Here is a 17,744-nt window from a genome sequence, read left to right as displayed (position 1 = left end):
CGGCAATCCGTGCGCGAGTACCTGTCACGGACCAGCCAGCGGGACGGAGCATCCAGCCATGGCGGCACAGACCCAGCAACAGACGGCGACTGCGAGCCACCGCACCCCGCCGGTCCACACGAATCCCGGTGACGTGTCGCTCGAGAAGGCGCTGCTCGCCCTCGCCGACCCGGTCCGGCAGTCCCTGGTACGGGAGTTGGCGGGGGCCGGTGACTGGGAACGCCCGTGCGGCAGCTTCGACGTGCCGGTGACCAAGGCGACCCTCAGCCGTCACTTCGCGGTACTGCGCGAGGCCGGCCTCCTGGAGCAGCGTGACGCCGGACCCAGGCGGCTCAACCGCTTGCGGCGGGCCGAGTTCGACGCCCGTTTCCCGGGCCTTCTCGACCTGGTCCTGCGCCACGACGAGACCGCCTAGGTGCGGTCGGCCATGGCGGCCCTCGGCCGGGTCACGCCGGGGCGTACGGCCCGGTCGTGCAGGGCTTTCGCCACCGCTCGCACGGTGGCTCGATCCGTGCTCGGGGCGCCGAAAGCGAGGGCAGTCCTGAACGTCCCACCGAGGCTGCCGAGATGGAGAACCACGCCGTAGTTGGCTCCCGTCCGGTTGACCACCGTCCGGTAACCGGTGACCGGGTCCGCGTGCGGGCCGAGCGCCGGGTCGGCGACCCCGACGTCGGTGATGCAGATCCCGGGGGCCGACCGGGCCGCCGCGGCTTCCTCGACCGCCCAGCGGATCGCGGCGTGCTCCCGGACCGGCGGCCGCCACGCGGCGTCGATCCGGGCCAGTGCCGCCGCGTAGTCGCGCGCGTGGCCGGGCAGGTCGTCCCGGTCCAGACGAAGGGGCACGTTCAGTACGTCGATGAAACAGCCCACGTCCGGCAGCGAGGGGCTCTCCGCGTACCGCCGCCTCAGCGACACGGCGGTGAACAGGGAGACTTCCGAATGCCCGGTGACCTCGGCGAACGATTCGGCCAGCGCCGCCGCGAAGAATTGATTCACCGTCAATCCGTTCCTCCTGCACCAGGACTTGAGGGAATGGCTCTCCGCTCGGCCGAGGGTCAGGGGGACGAAGTCCGCCATCCGCTCGCTCCACGGCCGGTGGGCCGCGAACGGCAGCGGCCCGGGCGACGGCACGTGCGGATCCGGCCGGCTCCGGGGGCGGCGGTTTCAGGTCCAGCCCATCGAGGTGTAGAGGGTGCCGCGGGACATGGCCTCCAGGGCAGCGCGGGTGTAGTCCACGATCGGCTCGGGCAGTGCGTCCAGCGGCCACCAGCGCCATTCGGTGCAGCGCTCCGGTTCGCGGACGGATGGCTCGCCCTCCCAGCGGGAGGGGGCGAAGAAGAACCCGATACGCGGGATCGTGCTGCCCGGGTCGAGCAGGTCGATGACGTGGACGAGCGACAAGTCGTTCTCGGCGAGGGCGAGTCCGGTCTCTTCCTCCGCCTCCCGGACCATGCAGGAGACGGCGGCTTCCATGTCCTCTCGGTGGCCGGCGGGAAGGTGCCAGGTCGAGGGCGCGAAGGCACAGCGCGGGTGGCGTTTGCCCAGGAGGACGGCCCCGTCGCGGATGAGGACCAGGTGGGCGCCGACGATACTGCGGCCGCGGTGATCGCTCGGCTCCCGTACTTCCACGGTGGGCAGCGTGCTGTTGCGGCTGTGGCTCGGGTGCGGAGCGTTCTGATGGGCTTGGAGGACCGAGGCGGTGCCGGGGTCCATGGTCATCTCCGCTGTCTCCTCGATCCGGGTCCAGCGCAGCTGAATGCCCTCGCGCAGTTCGATCTCGTGCGCGGGCACGTTCAGCGTGCCCTGGTAGACACGGACGCGGTCCTTGAAGGACCCGTTCGCGTCGAGGGTGTCCAGGGTGACGAAGCCGGTCAGGTCCGGGACGGTGAGCCCGATCTCTTCGGCGAGTTCTCTGACGATCGCCTCGTCGCACGTCTCGCCCTTTTCGGTGCTGCCGCCGAGGAGGGCCCACTGTCCCGGTCGCCAGATCGGTTTGTTCGCGGAGCGCAGGTGGAGCAGGTAGCGGCCTTCGTCGTCCGTGAGGAGGGCAGCCGTGCCGGGAACGACCGGCCAGTCGATCGTGATACGGGTGTGCTTCTTTACGAGGACGTGCGCAGCGCGGACGTCGGGGGCGGGGGCACCGTCGGACAGGGGCTCGATGCTGATCCGTGGGCAGAGAGCGGCGCGGTGGTTGCGCTGCCAGTGCTGGACCTGGTCGGCCATCTCCTGGGCGGCCAGGTGGCCCGTGGCACCGTAGCCGTGGACGACCAGCTCGTACACGCCGTTGCCGTCGTCGCCGTCTGCGATGCGCTCGGTGGTCAGCCGCGCGAGGGAGGTGCCGCGCACGATGGCGGCGCCGGGCCAGTGCCGGGGCGGCGGCTTCAGGATCCCGCTGTCGCCGTCGGGGTCGACTGAAGGGCGGCAGAAGCCGGGCAGGGCGCCGGCCAGGTAGAGGGTGAGGGCGTCGAAAGGTTCCTGACCTCCGACGGTCACGTGGGTATGAGCCACGAACGGCTCGCGGGTGAGGGCGGGGCCGAGCCGGTCGACGGGCAGCGGGGTGCCGTCCTCCCAAATGAGGTGGACGCCGGTGCCTGGGACGGTGCGGCGGTTCGCGTCCCGGGCACCGGCGCCCTGCATGGGGACGAAGCCGCAGACGATGAGCGGCTCGTCGCTGTGGAGGGCACCATCGCGCTCGGTGAAGCCGATGGCCCAGGTGTACTGGTGCAGGCGCAGGGGAGCTACGAGGCGTCCGCCGTCGGCGAGGGCGCCGATCCACGGTAGGTCCCAGGTGTCGACGGTGACCACGATGGCGTCGAAGCCGCCGTCCGGGACGATGTCGGCGGGCAGGTGCTCGGCATCCGCGGTGACCACGCGAACGCGGGCGTATCCGGACCGGGTCAGGAAGCGGGTGGCACGGTCGGTGACGTCCGGATCGATGTCGACGGTGGTGACGCTGCCCATGGGGCCGACGAGTTCGGCGATCAGGGCGGCGTTGTAGCCGCCGGAGCCGATCTCCAGGACACGGTGGCCGGGCTGGATGCGGGCTGCTTCGAGCATGTCGGCCTGCAGCCAGGGTGCGGAGATGGAGCTGGTGACGCGGCCGTCGTCGGTATGTCGGGTGACGATGACGTCGTTGGCGTACGCCTTCTCGGCCGGTACCTCGGGGGCGAAGGCGTGCCGTGGCACGGTGCGCATGGCGTCTTCGACCGCGGGGGTGCGAATGTGGCCGGAGTCGACGAGCTGGTCGGCCAGCCGGTGGCGCAGGGCGCCTGCCTCGTCGAGTTCGGTGGTGGGAGGTGTCGTCACGGCGGGCCTTCCGGTCGATCGGGTCATGCGGGATCCCCGACGGTGGGCGCGGCGGGTTTCGGGACGCCGGTGTTGGGGGCGTACTGGGCTGCCCGCGCGTCGAACATGGCGGCGTAGCGGCCCCGGGCGGTCATGAGTTCGTCGTGGGTGCCGTGTTCGGCGAGGCGCCCATGGTTGAGGACGTAGACGCGGTCGGCGTGACGGACGCCGGACTTGCGGTGGGTGACCAGGACGACGGCCCGGTTCGGGGTGGTGAGGCGGCGGATGCGGTCGAAGTCTTCGATCTCGGCTTCAAGGTCCATCTCCATCCAGTGTTGTCAAGCTCATGCGCAGGTCACTGGCCTAACGACCTGCCCCGCGATTGATCGCGGGGCGGACCCCGGTACGGCGCCTCGTCGTCGGCCCCGATCAGCGTGAGCCGGCCGGTGGGACCCTCGGCCCGCAGCGTGAGGGCGGTTGTGGCGTCGGCCACCCCGGCACCGACGACGACAAAGCCGGAGCCGGAGCCGTCGGGCCTGCGTGACCTCGGCCCTCTGGCGCTGCGTGATGAGGACGCGCGGGACACACAGGCGGCGAGCCGACCCGACCGCACCGGGCACAGGATGTCGGGTCCGGCACAGTGGGACTTCCCTAGCGTGGAGATCGGTAAAGGAAGGACGGCCAGGAGTGCTGGAGCGGCTGAATCAGGCCATGGACTACATCGAGGACCACCTCGATGAGCCCATCGACGCGGCCGAGCTGGCCCGTATCGCCATGACGTCGGAGTACCACTTCCGGCGGATGTTCTCCGCGCTGGCGGGCATCCCGCTCTCCGAGTACATCCGCCGCCGGCGACTGACGCTCTCCGGGGCCGAAGTGCTCGCCGGCGAGCGGACGCTGCTCGATGTCGCGGTGCGGTACGGGTACAGCTCGGGCGAGGCGTTCGCGCGTGCTTTTCGCGCCGTGCACGGGGTCGGTCCCGGCGAGGCGCGGCGGACGGGTGCCGCGCTGCACTCCCAGCCGCGGATGTCCTTCCGGCTGATTGTCGAAGGGAGCAGCAGCATGCGGTACCGGGTAGTGGAGAAGGACAGGTTCAGGCTCGTGGGCAGGGGGACACGGGTCCCGCTGGTCTACGAAGGGATGAACCCGGCCATCGTGGAGTTCGTCAAAAGCATCGGCAAGGAGACGCTGAAGCGCTGGGAGGAGAATATGGCCGGGGAGCCCGGCGGTGTCGTGGCCGCCGTCAGCAACCACTCCGCGGACGATGCGGAAGGCACCGAACTCGACTACTTCCACGGGGTGGTGAGCGACGCGGAGGTGCCCGGGGCTTCGGAGAGCCTCGACGTCGAGCCGGGGATGTGGGCGGTGTTCGAGTCCTCGGGCGAGTTTCCGCTGGCGGTCCAGTACCTCTGGCGGGATGTGTACACGCAGTGGTTCCCGTCGAACCCGTACCGGAGCCGGCCGGGTCCGTCGCTCTCGCGCACGCGGGTGTCCGCGGACGGTACGCACGCGGACGCGGAGGTGTGGATTCCGGTGGAGCGGGTCGGCGGCTGAACCCCTACGCCGGCTACGGCTTGCGGAGCAGCCCGCCGTATGCGTACAGCCGCTTGTTCTGCTTACGGCCCCGCGATTGATCGCGGTTCGGCCGTGACATGAGGAGGACCGTGCGGGTTCTTCGAAGAACGCGCGCCACGCCGGCAGGCTCGCTGTGAGTCCGGACGTCACGGGCGGCGCCGGGGCGCCCGTGACGGCACCGGGGAGCCGGGCCGAAGTATGAACTGGCCTTCACCGACCGGGTGCAGGCCACCTTGGTCCATCGGACGCGGCACCCCGCACGACGCCGCGCTCGACCGCCGCACCGTGCCGGGATGCTGCACCGGTGCAGCGGATCGGGAATCAGCAGTCCTCTGTCTCGAGTTCAGCCCGGCCCGCAGCGATCGAGTGCAGCGCGAACATGGTTGAGCCCCGCCACTCTCCAGTGGTCCCGGTCAGGCATCTGGTCGGCCTGGCGCCAGCGCCAGGCCGAGAACATCGCCCAGTTCAGGGCGCGGCACTGGTGAATCAGGCCGTGGTCGGCCCCCTCGTAGTGCTTCCCCACTTCTTCGGGCGCATGGGCGAGGTCGAACTCGATCGGCCCGCGGCAACACGTAGCGAGGTCTACGAAGAGCGGCCCTCTCCGCGTGTTGAGGAGGTTGCCGGGATGCGGCTCGCCGTGCAACAGCTGGTCGTTGGCGTTCTCGGTGCTGATCGCGGCGCTCAATCCATGGAGTGTGCCGCTGAGGAGTTCCCGGTCGGACTCGGTCAGCTCGGGGGACCGCTCCGGGTCGTGCACCTCTCCGAGTGCCACGGCGACTCGATCGGTGAAATGCGGTGCGTCCAGATCGATCTGCCGCAGGGCGGCATGATGCCGCAGGAACACGTCTGCGTACTCGGCCGGCGCGATCTCTGATTCCGCAGGTTCGTAGTAGGTCCAGAGCGAGACGGCGAAGGCGTCACGCAGAAAGACGCGCGGTTCCACCCGAGGATCGAGCTCGGCCACCGGAGCGTCGACGTCGGCAAGACGGCGAGCAACCGCTACTTCGAACTCGGAACCAGCCAGATGCCCCACAGGTGCGACCCGAGCCAGAACTTCGCAAGGGACCAGGCGCAGCGCGACGCGATCCGAGTTGTGGACGACGATCACGTCGTCGACCTGAAGACCCAGCTCAGAAGCGGTCGCCGCTCCTGCCTCGACTGCGCGGCGGAGTTGCGATGGCTCCATGCCGTCCTCCCTCATCGGTTGAGTGCACATACAGGTCCGGGACGACAACGATGCCCCCATTGTCCGGCCGCACCTGCGCAGGAATCTCGCCGTGATGACACGCGATCCCGATATGTGTATTCACTTGTGATGTTGGATGGGCTTGCGGCGCGACGGGCGCTGTTCAAGTGTCATGCCTGGTCCTGGTCCGCCCCCGCCCATTGACGTGGCCGCAGGCCTCTCGTGGGTGGGTTCGCGCGGATTTTTCGCCGTGCGAGGTATGGACGCCGCATCCGCAATGTGTGCACACTATCGCCGTCTCGGGCCGTGCACCCTCTCCGCTTCCGCTCGGCGCCTCCACGGCGACTCGTCGCAGCCGACCGGCGCTTCGTCCTGAGCGATCGGACCGAGGTCACGCGGCCGGTACCCCGAGGAGGTCACATGTCACAGATCCCTGCACCACATCAATTCAGCGGGCTGACCAGGTTCCGCCCGTCCGACCAGCCCACAAGGCAGCTGACTGTGGCCGTGTTCCCCGGGGCCGGCTCCGTGCACCTCTACAACGCCCTCGACTCCGGGTACTTCGACCGGGCCGGGCTGAAGGTGAGGCTGATCGAGGTCGCTTCCTCCGATCAGCAGATGACCGGCTGGAACGACGGCGCCTACGACATCATGCACACCTCTCCCGACCATCTGCTGAGGTCGCTGCTGAAGCGGGATCCGGTGGCTGTCCGGGCGGAGGGAATGGGCGAACTGGCAGTCCACCGACGCCCCGGTGATCCGCGTCCGACTGACCGGTGGGCGGTCGACAACGCGCGAAGCGCCTTCGCCTTCGTGCTGCGCGCCATCCTCGCCGACGTCGTCGGCTCCCCGGTTGCCGACAGCCAACTCGTGCCGGTCGGCGGAACCTTGCAGCGATTTCAGGCACTGCCGACAGGCGCCGTGGACGGCACCACCCTTCATCCGCCCTTCGACGTGCTCGCCGCCGAGGAGGGACACCCGCGTCTCGGGGGCCACCTCCAGGTCGCCCGTGACCTCATCACCAACGTGGTGGTCACCGCGCGCGCCACCGCCCCTGCGTGGTACGTCCGCGCCTACCTCGAGGTCTGCCGCGTCAGCACCTCGGAACTCCTCACCTCCGGCGCGCCGGGTGTCGAAGCGGCCCTGGTCCGGCACGGTTGGGCCCCGGCCGTCGCCCGGGCCGCCGTCCCCGGTCTGCTGGGCCCCGCCGGCCTGTCGACCTCGCCCGAGGTGACCCTGCGCGGCCTGGAGGCGGTGGCCGGTCTGCGCCGCCGCTTCGATCCTGCCTGGCGGCCCTCCTGCTCGCTCGGGTCGCTGATGGGGCCGGGCCTGCGGACCTGACGACCGTCGCGCAGCCATCACGGAAACAGCCCGACACACCAATGCGAAAGGAACAGTCATGCACGACGACAGACGCAAGGGAATCGGTGGCAACGCCACCTGGCGGCCGGTGACCCTGCTGGTGCTTGCCATCTGCGGGATCACCGTCGTCGCCGACGGATACGACGTGGTCGTCTACGGCGCGGTGATTCCATCCCTTCTCCACGAGCCGCGCTGGGGCCTTACCCCGGCCGGTGCCGGTCTGATCGGTTCGGTCGCCCTGGTCGGCATGCTCATAGGGGCGACGACCGTCGGCACGCTCACCGACACGCTTGGCCGGCGAAAAATGCTGATCGGCTGCCTGATCTGGTTCTCGGTGATGACGGGCCTGTGCGCGATCGCACCCTCCCCCGAGGTGTTCGGCGTGTTCCGGTTGCTCGCGGGCCTCGGGCTGGGCGGTGTGCTGCCGACCTCCACCGCTCTGGCCGGGGAGTACTCGCATCCGAAGACACGCAATCTGGTCTTCGCGATCGTCTTCAGCGGCTTTCCCGTGGGCGGCATCGTCGCCGCGCTCTCCGGGATGTTCGTCATTCCCCGGTTCGGCTGGCAGCCGATGTTCCTGCTGGGCCTCGTCCCGCTCGTGCTGGTGGTGCCGCTGGCCGTCATCTGCCTGCCCGAGTCGATCGCGTTCCTCCTGGCGAAGGGCCGGTACGCCGAGGCCGAGAAGACAGCCGGCCGCTGGAACATCCCGCTCGGCGAGGTGCGGGAGGAAGGACCGGCGTCGGCGGGTGTGCGGTCGGCCGCCGACTCGGGCGGCCTGTCGTCGGTGAAGGCACTCTTCTCACGCAGCTACGTCCTGGCGACGCTGTGCTTCCTGGCGATGACGTGCCTGTGCCTGTTCATGATCTACGGACTCAACACCTGGCTCCCGGAGATCATGCACCGGGCGGGCTACTCCGCCGGCTCCGCCCTCGCCTTCCTCCTCGTGTTCAACATCGGGGCTGTCGTCGGCACGGTCGTCATCTCCCTGGCAGCCGATCGACTCGGCTCGAAGCCGATCATCGGCAGCACATATCTCCTGGCCAGTGTGTCCGTGATCCTGCTCAGCCTGCGACTGCCCACCGCGATGCTGTACGTGGCCGTCGCCTTGGGAGGTGTGGGGGCGATAGGGACGCAGACGTTCGTCCTCGCCTACATCTCCAAGCACTATCCGGTGCGGATGTGTGCCACGGCGATGGGCTGGACGCTCGGGTTCGGCCGCCTCGGTTCGATGCTCGCGCCGCCCGTGCTCGGGCTGATCATCGGGGCCGGTTGGGCGTTCCAGTGGAACTTCTACGCCCTCGCCGTCCCCGGCGTCCTGGGCGCCGCACTGATCGGGCTGGTGCCCCGCACGCCGGGCACGGCGGCCCCGGTGGGAAACGGGCAGGCAGGCGGGGCTGTGCGTTCCCTCGTCGAGCCGACCTGATCCGGTGGCAGGGCCTCACCCGACGGGCATCGCCCGGTGACCGGCGCCCAGGGGAATGGCGTCTCGGCTCGCACTCGCCCACAGCCACGGCGCGAGCCGGTCTCCGGGGCACGCACACGCTGCGTGCCCCGGCTCTGCTTCCGGCGCCCCCTGTCCGGCCGCCCGACCTGTCGACGGTCCTCGCGCTGCTTCCGTCGGGCCGGCTGCGGAGTCCGCTGAATGAACGGGGCGATGCCCCGACCGCATGCGCCCGTGTGCCGGCAGCCCCTCACGGCATGGCGCCTGGACCGAGCCCTCGGGAGATACCGAGGCCGGCCATCACGACGGCGGGGACCAGCAGGTGGGTCTGGGCGTCGGAGCCCACCACGGACAGGGCTGCGACCACGCGACCTTTCGAGTCGGTGATCGGCGCCGCCACCGAGTAGGCGCCCGGGCTCATTTCCTCGCGTACGACCGCGACACCGGTTCGCCTGCTTTCCGCGAGCGCGAGACGCAGTTCGGCCGGGTCGGTGATGGTCGTGCGCGTGAAGCCGGCCAGGCCGTCCCGCACGACCTCGGTGAACAGTTCCTCGCCGGCGTGGGCCAGCAGCATCCTGCCCACGGCGGACGCGTGCAGGGGCAGCCGTCCGCCGACCTGTGACACCACCGGGATCGCTCGCGCCGCCGAGATCCGCTCGACGATGAGGGCGTCGGTGCCGTCGAGGACGGCCAGCTGCACATGCTGCCGCGTGGCGGCATGCAGGTCTTCCATGACGGGCATCGCCCGGATGCGCAACGGCAGTCCTCGCGGGTTGAGCGCACCCAGCTCCCACAGGCGCAGACCGATGACGTAGGCACCGCTCGGGATGCGTTCCAGCGCCCCCCACGCCGTCAGTTCGCCGACCAGCCGGTGTGCGGTGGCGTGGCGCAGGCCGGTGAGCCGGCAGATCTGGGTGAGTGCCAGCTCCGGGCGTTCCGGCGTGAACGCGCCGAGGATCGCCAGGGCCCGAGAGGTGACCGTGCGGCCCGGCTCGCTGCTGTTCGTCGGAACGTTCCCTTCGCTGCGCGGCGGTCCTCCCGCCGGCCTCATCGTAGGGCCGGCCCTGGTGCCGTCGGCACAAAGATGTCCGTTCAGCGGACATCGCGCTGACCTTCGCGCGGCCGGTCCCGGAAGGTCTCCCTCAGGTCGGCCACGCCGCTGCCGCTCGGCACCGACGCCGCCGATCTCCCTACAGCTGAGAGGAATCCGCGATGCACATGACCGACACGTCGCGAGTCGGCGGCGGCCATGACCCCGGGCCGGAGAGGAAGGACCTCATGCGCTTCGAGCACGAGAGCCTGCCCCAGAGGGTGCGTTTCGCCTCGGGGGAGGCGGCGGCGATGCTCGGGGCCGAGGTGGAGCGACTGGGTGCCGCACGGGTGATGGTGATCGCGGCACCTGCCGAGGCCGAGCTCGCGCGGCAGGTCACCGGCGAGCTCCCGGTCGTGCTGCGGTGGAGCGAGGTGGCCATGCACGTTCCCCTCGAGGTGGCCGTGCGGGCCCGGGCCGCAGCGACCGGAAACGCGGTGGACTGCCTGGTCAGCGTCGGTGGTGGCTCCACCACCGGCCTGGCGAAGGCGATCGCGTTGACGAGTGGTCTGCCGATCGTGGCCCTTCCCACCACCTACGCGGGCTCCGAGGCCACGAATGTCTGGGGCCTGACCGACGAAGCGCGCAAGAGCACCGGGGCGGATGCCCGGGTCCTGCCCCGCGCGGTCGTGTACGACGCGACGTTGACCGTGTCGTTGCCGGTGCCGATGAGTGTCGCGTCGGGTCTGAACGCGCTGGCGCACTGCGTGGACTCGATGTGGGGTCCCCGCGCGGACCCGATCGACCGGGCGCTGGCGGGAGAGGGGATCCGCGCGCTGGCGGCCGGACTGCCTGCGGTGGTGGCCGACCCGGCCGGCCTTCCGGGCCGCGAGCTGATGCTCTACGGGGCGTACCTGTCGGCGGTGGCGTTCTCCTCGGCGGGTTCGGGGCTGCATCACAAGATCTGCCATGTGCTGGGCGGCGCGTACGACCTGCCGCACGCCCAGACCCACGCGGTGGTGCTGCCGTACGTGCTGGCGTTCAACGCGCCCGCGGCCCCGGAGGCCGAGCAACGGATCGCGGCCGCGTTCGGCGCCCGTTCGGCAAGCGAGGGGCTGCAGCGGCTCCGGCATGCCGTGGACGCGCCGAAGGCGCTGCGTGACCACGGGTGGCACGAGACCGATGTCGAGGGTGCCGTGCAGGCCGTACTGGACGTGGTGCCGGACTCCAATCCGCGTCCGGTGACGGCGGGCGATCTGCGCCGCCTGTTGCGTGCGGCATGGCAGGGCGCGGATCCGCGGGCGACGGCCGACAACGAGAGGAGCCGAGGATGAATGGGAACAGCGCGGCCACCGAGCAGGTGGCCACTGAGCAGCAGGCGCGCGAGCAGGCCCTGGTGGAGCAGGTGGTCGCCTCGTTCGAGACCGCGACGGACCCGCGGCTGAAGCAGCTGATGCAGGCGCTGACCCGGCACCTGCACGCGTTCCTGTGCGCAGTGCGCCTGACCGAGGAGGAGTGGCAGGCCGCGATCGGGTTCCTCACCGCGGCCGGGCACATCACCGACGACAAGCGGCAGGAGTTCATCCTGCTGTCGGACGTGCTGGGGGCGTCCATGCAGACGATCGCGATCAACAACGAGGCGTACGCGAACGCCACGGAAGCGACCGTGCTCGGCCCGTTCTTCGTCGAGGGCTCGCCCGAGATCCCGCTGGGCGGGGACCTCTCCGGCGGTGCCGCCGGACAGCCGTGCTGGGTCGAGGGCACGGTCACCGACACCGACGGCACACCGATGGCGGGCGCCCGCATCGAGGTGTGGGAGGCCGACGAGGACGGCTTCTACGACGTGCAGTACGACGACGACCGCATGGCGGCGCGCGGCCACCTCTTCACCGACGAGGCGGGCACCTACCGCTTCTGGGCGATCACCCCCACCCCGTACCCGATCCCGCACGACGGCCCGGTCGGCGCGCTGCTCGACGCCGTGGGCCGTTCCCCCATGCGCGCCTCGCACCTGCACTTCGACGTCCGCGCCGAGGGCAAGCGCACCCTGATCACCCATATCTTCGTCCGCGGTGACGAACTCCTCACCCGCGACGCGGTGTTCGGCGTCAAGGACTCGCTCGTCCATGACTTCGTGCAGCACCCCGCGGGCACTCCCACCCCCGACGGACGCGATCTCGGCGCCCGGTCCTGGGCCGGTGTCCGCTTCGACGTCGTCCTCGCCCCCGCGCACACCGCGACGGGGACAGGCATCCCTTCGGCCGACAGGAGTCTGTGATGAACACCGTGGACGGAAGGCGCGCGAGTGACCTGCGCGTGGCCGTGGTCGGCGGCGGAATCGGAGGTCTCGCCACCGCGGCGTTCCTGCACCGGGCCGGGATCGAGGCGACGGTGTACGAGCAGGCGCCGGCCCTGACCGAGGTCGGTGCCGGGCTCGTCGTCTCACCGAACGCCGTCCGCCTGCTGCGCAGCCTCGGCCGACTGGACCGCCTTCGAGAGCGCGCCGTGCCGTTGCAGGTCGGGTGGGAGTTCAGACGCTGGGAGGACGGGCGCGTGCTGTTCTCCCAGAATCTCGGCGAGGAATGCGAACAACGCTTCGGCGAGCAGAGTTACGTCGCGCACCGAGCGGACCTCCTCACCGCGGTGAAGGCGGCGGTTCCCGAGTCGTGGCTGAGGCTGGGGACGCGCCTCGCCGGCCTTCGCCGACTGGACCGGGGTGTCGAGCTGACGTTCGCCGATGGATCACGGGAGGTCGCCGACGTGGTCGTCGGCGCCGACGGCGTGCACACCACCGTGGGACAGTTCGTGACCGCGGCGGGCTCGCCGCGGTTCTCGGGAATGTGCGCCTGGCGATCCCTCGTGGCGGCGGAGAACGCGCCGGCGTTCGCGCGCCGTCCGGTCCAGACACTCTGGCTCGGACCCGACCGTCACCTGGTCCACTATCCGATCTCCGCCGGCAAGCAGATCAACATCGTCGCGTTCGGACCCGCGCACGACTGGACGACGGAGTCGTGGTCGGCCGAGGGACGGATCGAGGACCTGCGCGCCGAGTTCGCCGGGTGGTCCGACGACCTGGAAGCGCTGCTCTCGGCCGCGGAGCGTACGGGACGGTGGGCGCTGCTCGACCGGGATCCGCTGCCCCGCTGGACGGACGGGCCCGTCGCCCTGCTGGGCGACGCGGCACACCCGATGTTCCCGTTCTTCGCCCAGGGAGCCGCGCAGGCGATGGAAGACGCCGCCGTCCTTGCGGGCTGCCTCGCCGGCCTGCCGGAGGACCCGCCTGCCGCGCTGCGCCGATACGAGGACATCCGCCGCCCGCGTGCCACGCGCGTGCAGCAGATGAGCCGGGGCAGGGCAGAGAGCAACCACCTGCCCGACGGGCCCGCCCAGCGGGCCAGGGACGCCTCGTTCACGAGCGAGGACCCTCTGGCGCACAACGAGTGGCTCTACGGGCATGACGCCGAGCTGGTTCTGCGGGAGTCGCCGACGCAACCCTGAGTCGCGCCCACCGGGCGGAGTCCCCGGGGCGAGTGGATACAGTGACAAGTGGGTGTATGCGGGTTCGCCACCCGGTTGGCTTGTCCTGACCCGATCCTTCGCTGTTACCCGGAACAGGCTGCATACACCTGGGTAGACTTCCGGCGTGAGCGCGAGCATGAGTGAGTCCCTCAAGGAGCAGTGGCCGGACGGAAACGGGGGCGGACGTCGGCTTGCCCTTGACGTTCACGGGCGGCTGCGCGCCATGATCCTCAGTGGGGAACTGCCTCCGGGGTCGGTGCTGCTGCAGGCCGAGATGGCCCGGAAGCTGGGTGTCAGCCGTACGCCGATGCGCGAGGCGTTCCGGCTGCTCCAGGAAGAAGGGCTCATCGACGCGCGGCCCGACCAGCGGGCACGGGTGAAGGCGGTGGACCCCGAGGACCTGGACGGTGTGTACGGGGCTCGCATCATGCTCGAAACCCTCGCTGTCCGTGTGACGGCCAAGTCGCTCACGGCTGAGGACCTCGCGCGGATGAGCGACGTTCTCCAGCGGATGCAGGAACTGGCGGGCAACGACCAGCCGGACGAGTGGTACGCCGCCCACAAGGAGTTCCACGGCATCGCGACCCAGGCGGTGGGGACGCATCTGCAGCGGATGCTCGCGTCGCTCGGCGAACACAGCGAGCGGTACATCCGGCTGGCCCAGCTGGGCGTCCCCGGCTCACACGCCCGGGCGCACAAGGAGCATGAGGCGCTGCTGGCGGCCCTGCGGGGGAGTGACCCCGCCGAGGCCGCACACGTGGTCGCCCGTCATCTCGCCCGCACCGCTTTGAGCGTGCTGGCCGAGGCCGCCCCCGAGTACGAACCCGCGGCCACTCGGACAGCGCTGGGCATCGTCGGCGGCGGTCGGTCCTGAAGGCGGCGCACGGCGTAGGAGGAGAGCGGGTCGACCGCGCCGGGGCCGGAGCGTGATCGGAGTCCGGCGATGACGCCCTGGCCGCACCGAGCGGGTCTCGGGGCAGTCTTCGGGGGCGATGCTCTCGCATCGCCCCCGAAGAAGGATCCGCCCGGAATCGGCCGCAGGGTTCCGTGTCGTCAGGCGTCCCAGTCCCGCGGTCCCAGGGTCAGTGCCACGCGCCCGACGTTGTTGTCGTCCTCCATGTAGCGGTGGGCGTCGGCGGCACGGGCGATGGGGAACGTGCGGTCGACGACGGCACGGAAGTCGTGTGCCACCTGGGTCCACAGGGCCTTGACCGAGGCCGGGTTTCCGGTGCGTACGCCGATGATGCGGTGGCAGTCGGAGTACAGGCGAAGCAGATCGATCTGGACCTTGCCTCCCAGGAAGGCGCCGGAGGTGACCACGGTGCCGCCGCGGGCCAGGGAGCCGAGGGTGGCGTCCCACACCGTGGGGTCGCCGAGGTTGTCGACGGCGATGTCGACGCCGTGGCCGCCGGTGGCCTCGCGCACCCGCTCGACGAAGTCGGGGGCGGCGGTGTCGAGTACGACGTCGGCGCCCGCCGCAGCCAGCGCCTTGCGCTTCTCGGGCGAGCGGGAGGTCGCGATGATCCTCGCGCCGAGGTACTGGGCGAGGGCGGCCGTGGTGGAGCCGAGTGCGGAGGCGGCGCCCTGGACGAGCACCCAGTGCCCGGGGCGCAGTCCTGCCTGGGCCAGCTGGTTGGCGGCCACCGGGCCGACGAGGGCCAGGGAGGCGGCCATCGCGGGCGGAATGCCGTCGGGGACCGGGTGGACGTTGCGCGCGGGCACCGCGCAGAACTGCGCGTAGGCGCCGGGGCGGTGCGTGCCGATGAGGGAGAGGCCGGCGCAGGCTTCTTCGCGGCCCTCCGCGCAGTGGCCACAGTGGCCGCACGCGACCGCGGGATACCCGGCCACTCGGTCGCCGACCCGGACGGACTCCACCCCGTCTCCCACGGCGGCCACCACGCCGGAGTGGTCCGCACCGAGGACGTGGGGCAGCTGGAAGTGGGCGTAGGGGTGGTGGCCCGCACGTGCCGTGAGGTCGAGCAGCCGGCCGACGCCGACTGCCGCGACCTGCACCAGGACTTCGCCGGGGCCGGGGCGAGGGGTGCCGATCGTGGCCTCTTCCAGGACGTCGGGCGGTCCGAAGCGGCGGAACACCATGGCGCGCATGGTTTCGGGTACGGGCATCGGCTCGGGCCAGCCGTGCGCCGGAGCGGCCGCAGCGCTGTTCATGACGTCACCACCTTGTTCTCCAGGCGGCCGATCCGCTCGATCTCGACGATGACCTCGTCCCCGGCGGCGAGGAACTCCCCGCGCGGCACCCCGCAGCCGGCCGGGGTGCCGGTGAGGAGGACATCCCCGGGTTCGAGCCGGGTGAGGCGGCTGGCCGCCGCGATCACCTCGGGTATCGGCACCATCATCTGCGCTGTCGAGGAGTCCTGTTTGACCACGCCGTTGACGCTGAGCCGGATCCGCAGGTTCTGCGGGTCGGGGATCTGCCAGGCGGGCACGAGGCCGGGGCCGAGCGGGCAGAAGCCGTCCTGTCCCTTGTGGCCGAGCCAGTCGTAGGCGAACGGTTCCGCCACCGGCATCGCCGAGGTGAGGCGGTCCCGGGCGGAGATGTCGTTCGCCGCCAGGTAGCCGGCCACATGGTCCAGGGCCCGCTCGGGTGCGATGTCGCGCCCGGCCCGGCCGACGACCACGGCGAGTTCGGCCTCCCAGTCGACCCGGGCGCCCGCGTAGCCGGGCAGCGGCACCGGGTCGCCCGGTCCCGTCACGGTCGTCGTCGGCGGTTTGAGGAAGAAGAACGGGTCACCCAGCGCGTCAGGGCGCTCGACGCCCATCTCCGCGATGTGGTCCCAGTAGTTGGCGCCCGCGCAGAGCACCTTGCCCGGATACGTCAGCGGGGGAGCGAGCCGGGCGCCGGAGACGGCCTCGGACCCTGCCGGTGTCCAGTCGCGCAGCAGCGGTGCGAGTGAGTCCCAGTGGCCCAGCACGTCCATCAGCGTGAGACCCGCGGTCTCGGACGGCCCTTGAACCACCGTGCCGTTGACGCTCATGCCGACGGTGACCTTCTCCGAGTCGTCGACCCGGTACTGCACCAGCGACCATTCAGGCGGTTTCATGGCTCCTCCAACAAGCGGCTCTCTCTGAAGCAGCTGAACCATAGTGCATACACATTGCTGAGGGAAGGGTAGGTTGCGGGACACCGAGGCCGGGTGCCCCCCGGACGCCGCCCACCTCGAGTGTCTCTGCGTCGCACGGATCCGCCTCGAAGGTGCCGACAGGGGTACCGTGAACCCGAAAAGATCGGAAATGGTGCTCTCCGCGGTCTGGACGCCGACCGGCAGATGTGTACACACTTGGGGAGGGTGGAGTTTGCTACGACGCGGCTCCATCAGAACCATGAGGAGTGCACATGTTGCGTGTCAAAGGTCTTCTGCACTACGGGCTCCAGGTGCCGTCGTTGGATACGGGCGCGAGCTTCTACCACGCGTTCGGGCTGGAGACGGCGGAGCGTGGCAACGCGGTGGTGATCCGCTGCGACGGCCGGAAGCAGGACCAGACGGTGCTGATGGAAGGGCCGGTCAAGCGGCTGCACCACGTGGCCTTCGCCGTGGAGCCGGGCTCGCTGCCCGAGTGGCGGCGTCACCTGGAAAGTCTCGGCCTGAAGCTGCTCGACGCGCCCGCCGACGTGCCCGGCGGGCTGTGGCTGCGCGATCACGAGGACAACCTGATCAACCTTCGTGACGAGGGGATCGTGCCCTGGCGCCCATTCGGCACCACGGACGCACAGGACGCCAACGTCGGCGACCGCATTCGCCGGGTCGACCAGGCGCGCTGGCTGCACGCGGACGGGAAACCCCGCCCCCAGCGCCTCGGGCACATGCTGATCTTCAGCTCGGACATCGGCGCTTCCGAAGCCTTCTACACCCGCACCCTCGGGCTGCGCCTGTCGGACCGCATCGTCGGCGGGCCGGTCTTCTTGAACTCGGGGCCCGGCGACCACCACGTCTTCGGCTTCGTCCCGGGAACGCACCCCGGCCTGCACCACTCCAGCTGGATGGTGGCCGACATCGACCAGATCGCCCTGGGTGCGCAGAACATGGCCGCCTCGGGCTACTCCAAGGGCTGGGGCCTGGGCCGCCACACCCTCGGCTCGAACCTCTTCCACTACATCCAGGACCCCTGGGGCAGCTGGATCGAGTACTCCGGCGACATGGACTGCATCACCGAGAACTGGAAGCCGAACGACTGGGACTGCCCTCCCGCCGTCTGGAGCCCCGAGGTGCCGGCCGACTTCATCACCAACCAGGAGGAGAGGCCCGCCTGACGCCGTCGGCCGTGGCAGCACGGAGGCGCCGCCTGTTCCGGAGCGTCCCGCTGTCCGGGCACCACCGTCGACAGCC

At 70.6% G+C, this 17,744-nt stretch carries 15 protein-coding genes and 1 pseudogene; 9 read left to right on the top strand and 7 right to left on the bottom strand.

Going from position 1 to position 17,744, the window contains the following annotated elements; genetic code table 11:
• The first annotated feature begins 58 nt into the window (after nucleotides 1-58).
• The gene (locus tag ABT057_RS07675) at nucleotides 59-415 is read left to right on the top strand and encodes an ArsR/SmtB family transcription factor (RefSeq protein ID WP_352341550.1); all 357 of its coding nucleotides are present in this window, start codon (nucleotides 59-61) and stop codon (nucleotides 413-415) included.
• Here ABT057_RS07675 and ABT057_RS07670 read toward each other — a convergent pair.
• The 3 genes and pseudogenes from ABT057_RS07670 to ABT057_RS07660 all read right to left on the bottom strand — a co-directional run.
• Nucleotides 412-1,002 carry a hypothetical protein gene (locus tag ABT057_RS07670; protein ID WP_352341549.1) on the bottom strand — a complete coding sequence of 197 codons (591 nt, stop codon included), beginning with the start codon at nucleotides 1,000-1,002 and terminating at the stop codon, nucleotides 412-414. The genes ABT057_RS07675 and ABT057_RS07670 overlap by 4 nt on opposite strands.
• Before the next feature lie 162 nt (nucleotides 1,003-1,164).
• Nucleotides 1,165-3,306: a methyltransferase, FxLD system gene (fxlM, locus tag ABT057_RS07665; RefSeq protein ID WP_352341548.1), complete on the bottom strand. Its 2,142-nt coding sequence runs from the start codon at nucleotides 3,304-3,306 to the stop codon at nucleotides 1,165-1,167.
• A 23-nt stretch (nucleotides 3,307-3,329) separates the two neighbouring features.
• Nucleotides 3,330-3,608: pseudogene (locus ABT057_RS07660) on the bottom strand (ABC transporter ATP-binding protein); the annotation flags it as partial.
• A 364-nt stretch (nucleotides 3,609-3,972) separates the two neighbouring features.
• On the opposite strand from ABT057_RS07660, the gene ABT057_RS07655 reads away from it, so the two are divergent.
• Nucleotides 3,973-4,839, top strand: coding sequence for a helix-turn-helix domain-containing protein (locus ABT057_RS07655; protein WP_352341547.1), 867 nt, complete (start codon nucleotides 3,973-3,975; stop codon nucleotides 4,837-4,839).
• 364 nt (nucleotides 4,840-5,203) lie between these two features.
• Here the strand turns inward: ABT057_RS07655 and ABT057_RS07650 are convergent, their stop codons facing one another.
• Complete coding sequence (locus tag ABT057_RS07650; RefSeq protein ID WP_352341546.1) at nucleotides 5,204-6,046, bottom strand: phosphotransferase; 843 nt, start codon at nucleotides 6,044-6,046, stop codon at nucleotides 5,204-5,206.
• A gap of 420 nt (nucleotides 6,047-6,466) precedes the next feature.
• Between ABT057_RS07650 and ABT057_RS07645 the strand changes: the two genes are divergently transcribed.
• Nucleotides 6,467-7,387, top strand: a complete 921-nt coding sequence (locus tag ABT057_RS07645; RefSeq protein WP_352341545.1) for an ABC transporter substrate-binding protein — start codon at nucleotides 6,467-6,469, stop codon at nucleotides 7,385-7,387.
• A gap of 58 nt (nucleotides 7,388-7,445) precedes the next feature.
• A complete protein-coding gene (locus ABT057_RS07640) occupies nucleotides 7,446-8,831 on the top strand; it encodes an MFS transporter (protein ID WP_352341544.1) in 1,386 nt (461 codons plus the stop codon).
• A gap of 268 nt (nucleotides 8,832-9,099) precedes the next feature.
• On the opposite strand, the gene ABT057_RS07635 is transcribed toward ABT057_RS07640, so the two are convergent.
• On the bottom strand, nucleotides 9,100-9,900 hold the full coding sequence (locus ABT057_RS07635; RefSeq protein WP_352341543.1) for an IclR family transcriptional regulator: 801 nt from the start codon (nucleotides 9,898-9,900) through the stop codon (nucleotides 9,100-9,102).
• A gap of 227 nt (nucleotides 9,901-10,127) precedes the next feature.
• On the opposite strand from ABT057_RS07635, the gene ABT057_RS07630 reads away from it, so the two are divergent.
• The 4 genes from ABT057_RS07630 to ABT057_RS07615 all read left to right on the top strand — a co-directional run bounded on the left by ABT057_RS07630 (nucleotide 10,128) and on the right by ABT057_RS07615 (nucleotide 14,272).
• The gene (locus tag ABT057_RS07630; RefSeq protein ID WP_352341667.1) at nucleotides 10,128-11,213 is read left to right on the top strand and encodes a maleylacetate reductase; all 1,086 of its coding nucleotides are present in this window, start codon (nucleotides 10,128-10,130) and stop codon (nucleotides 11,211-11,213) included.
• Nucleotides 11,210-12,157 (top strand): hydroxyquinol 1,2-dioxygenase, encoded by a 948-nt coding sequence (locus ABT057_RS07625; RefSeq protein WP_352341542.1) that lies wholly within the window; start codon nucleotides 11,210-11,212, stop codon nucleotides 12,155-12,157. The genes ABT057_RS07630 and ABT057_RS07625 overlap by 4 nt, the downstream gene beginning before the upstream one ends.
• A complete protein-coding gene (locus ABT057_RS07620; RefSeq protein WP_352341541.1) occupies nucleotides 12,157-13,377 on the top strand; it encodes an FAD-dependent monooxygenase in 1,221 nt (406 codons plus the stop codon). Before ABT057_RS07625 ends, ABT057_RS07620 begins: the two co-directional genes overlap by 1 nt.
• Before the next feature lie 145 nt (nucleotides 13,378-13,522).
• Nucleotides 13,523-14,272, top strand: coding sequence for a GntR family transcriptional regulator (locus tag ABT057_RS07615; protein ID WP_352341540.1), 750 nt, complete (start codon nucleotides 13,523-13,525; stop codon nucleotides 14,270-14,272).
• A gap of 179 nt (nucleotides 14,273-14,451) precedes the next feature.
• Here the strand turns inward: ABT057_RS07615 and ABT057_RS07610 are convergent, their stop codons facing one another.
• Together ABT057_RS07610 and ABT057_RS07605 are read right to left on the bottom strand one after the other, a co-directional pair.
• A complete protein-coding gene (locus tag ABT057_RS07610) occupies nucleotides 14,452-15,567 on the bottom strand; it encodes a zinc-binding dehydrogenase (RefSeq protein ID WP_352341539.1) in 1,116 nt (371 codons plus the stop codon).
• Nucleotides 15,564-16,460, bottom strand: coding sequence for a fumarylacetoacetate hydrolase family protein (locus ABT057_RS07605; protein ID WP_352341538.1), 897 nt, complete (start codon nucleotides 16,458-16,460; stop codon nucleotides 15,564-15,566). Before ABT057_RS07605 ends, ABT057_RS07610 begins: the two co-directional genes overlap by 4 nt.
• A gap of 293 nt (nucleotides 16,461-16,753) precedes the next feature.
• Between ABT057_RS07605 and ABT057_RS07600 the strand changes: the two genes are divergently transcribed.
• Nucleotides 16,754-17,668, top strand: coding sequence for a VOC family protein (locus ABT057_RS07600; protein WP_352341537.1), 915 nt, complete (start codon nucleotides 16,754-16,756; stop codon nucleotides 17,666-17,668).
• Nucleotides 17,669-17,744: the final 76 nt, after the last annotated feature.

Origin of the sequence: Streptomyces sp. NPDC002588, assembly GCF_040295925.1 — a bacterium.
Taxonomy (GTDB): domain Bacteria; phylum Actinomycetota; class Actinomycetes; order Streptomycetales; family Streptomycetaceae; genus Streptomyces.
The sequence above is the reverse complement of the archived record's forward strand: the minus strand, read 5'-3'. Positions and strand labels throughout refer to the sequence as shown.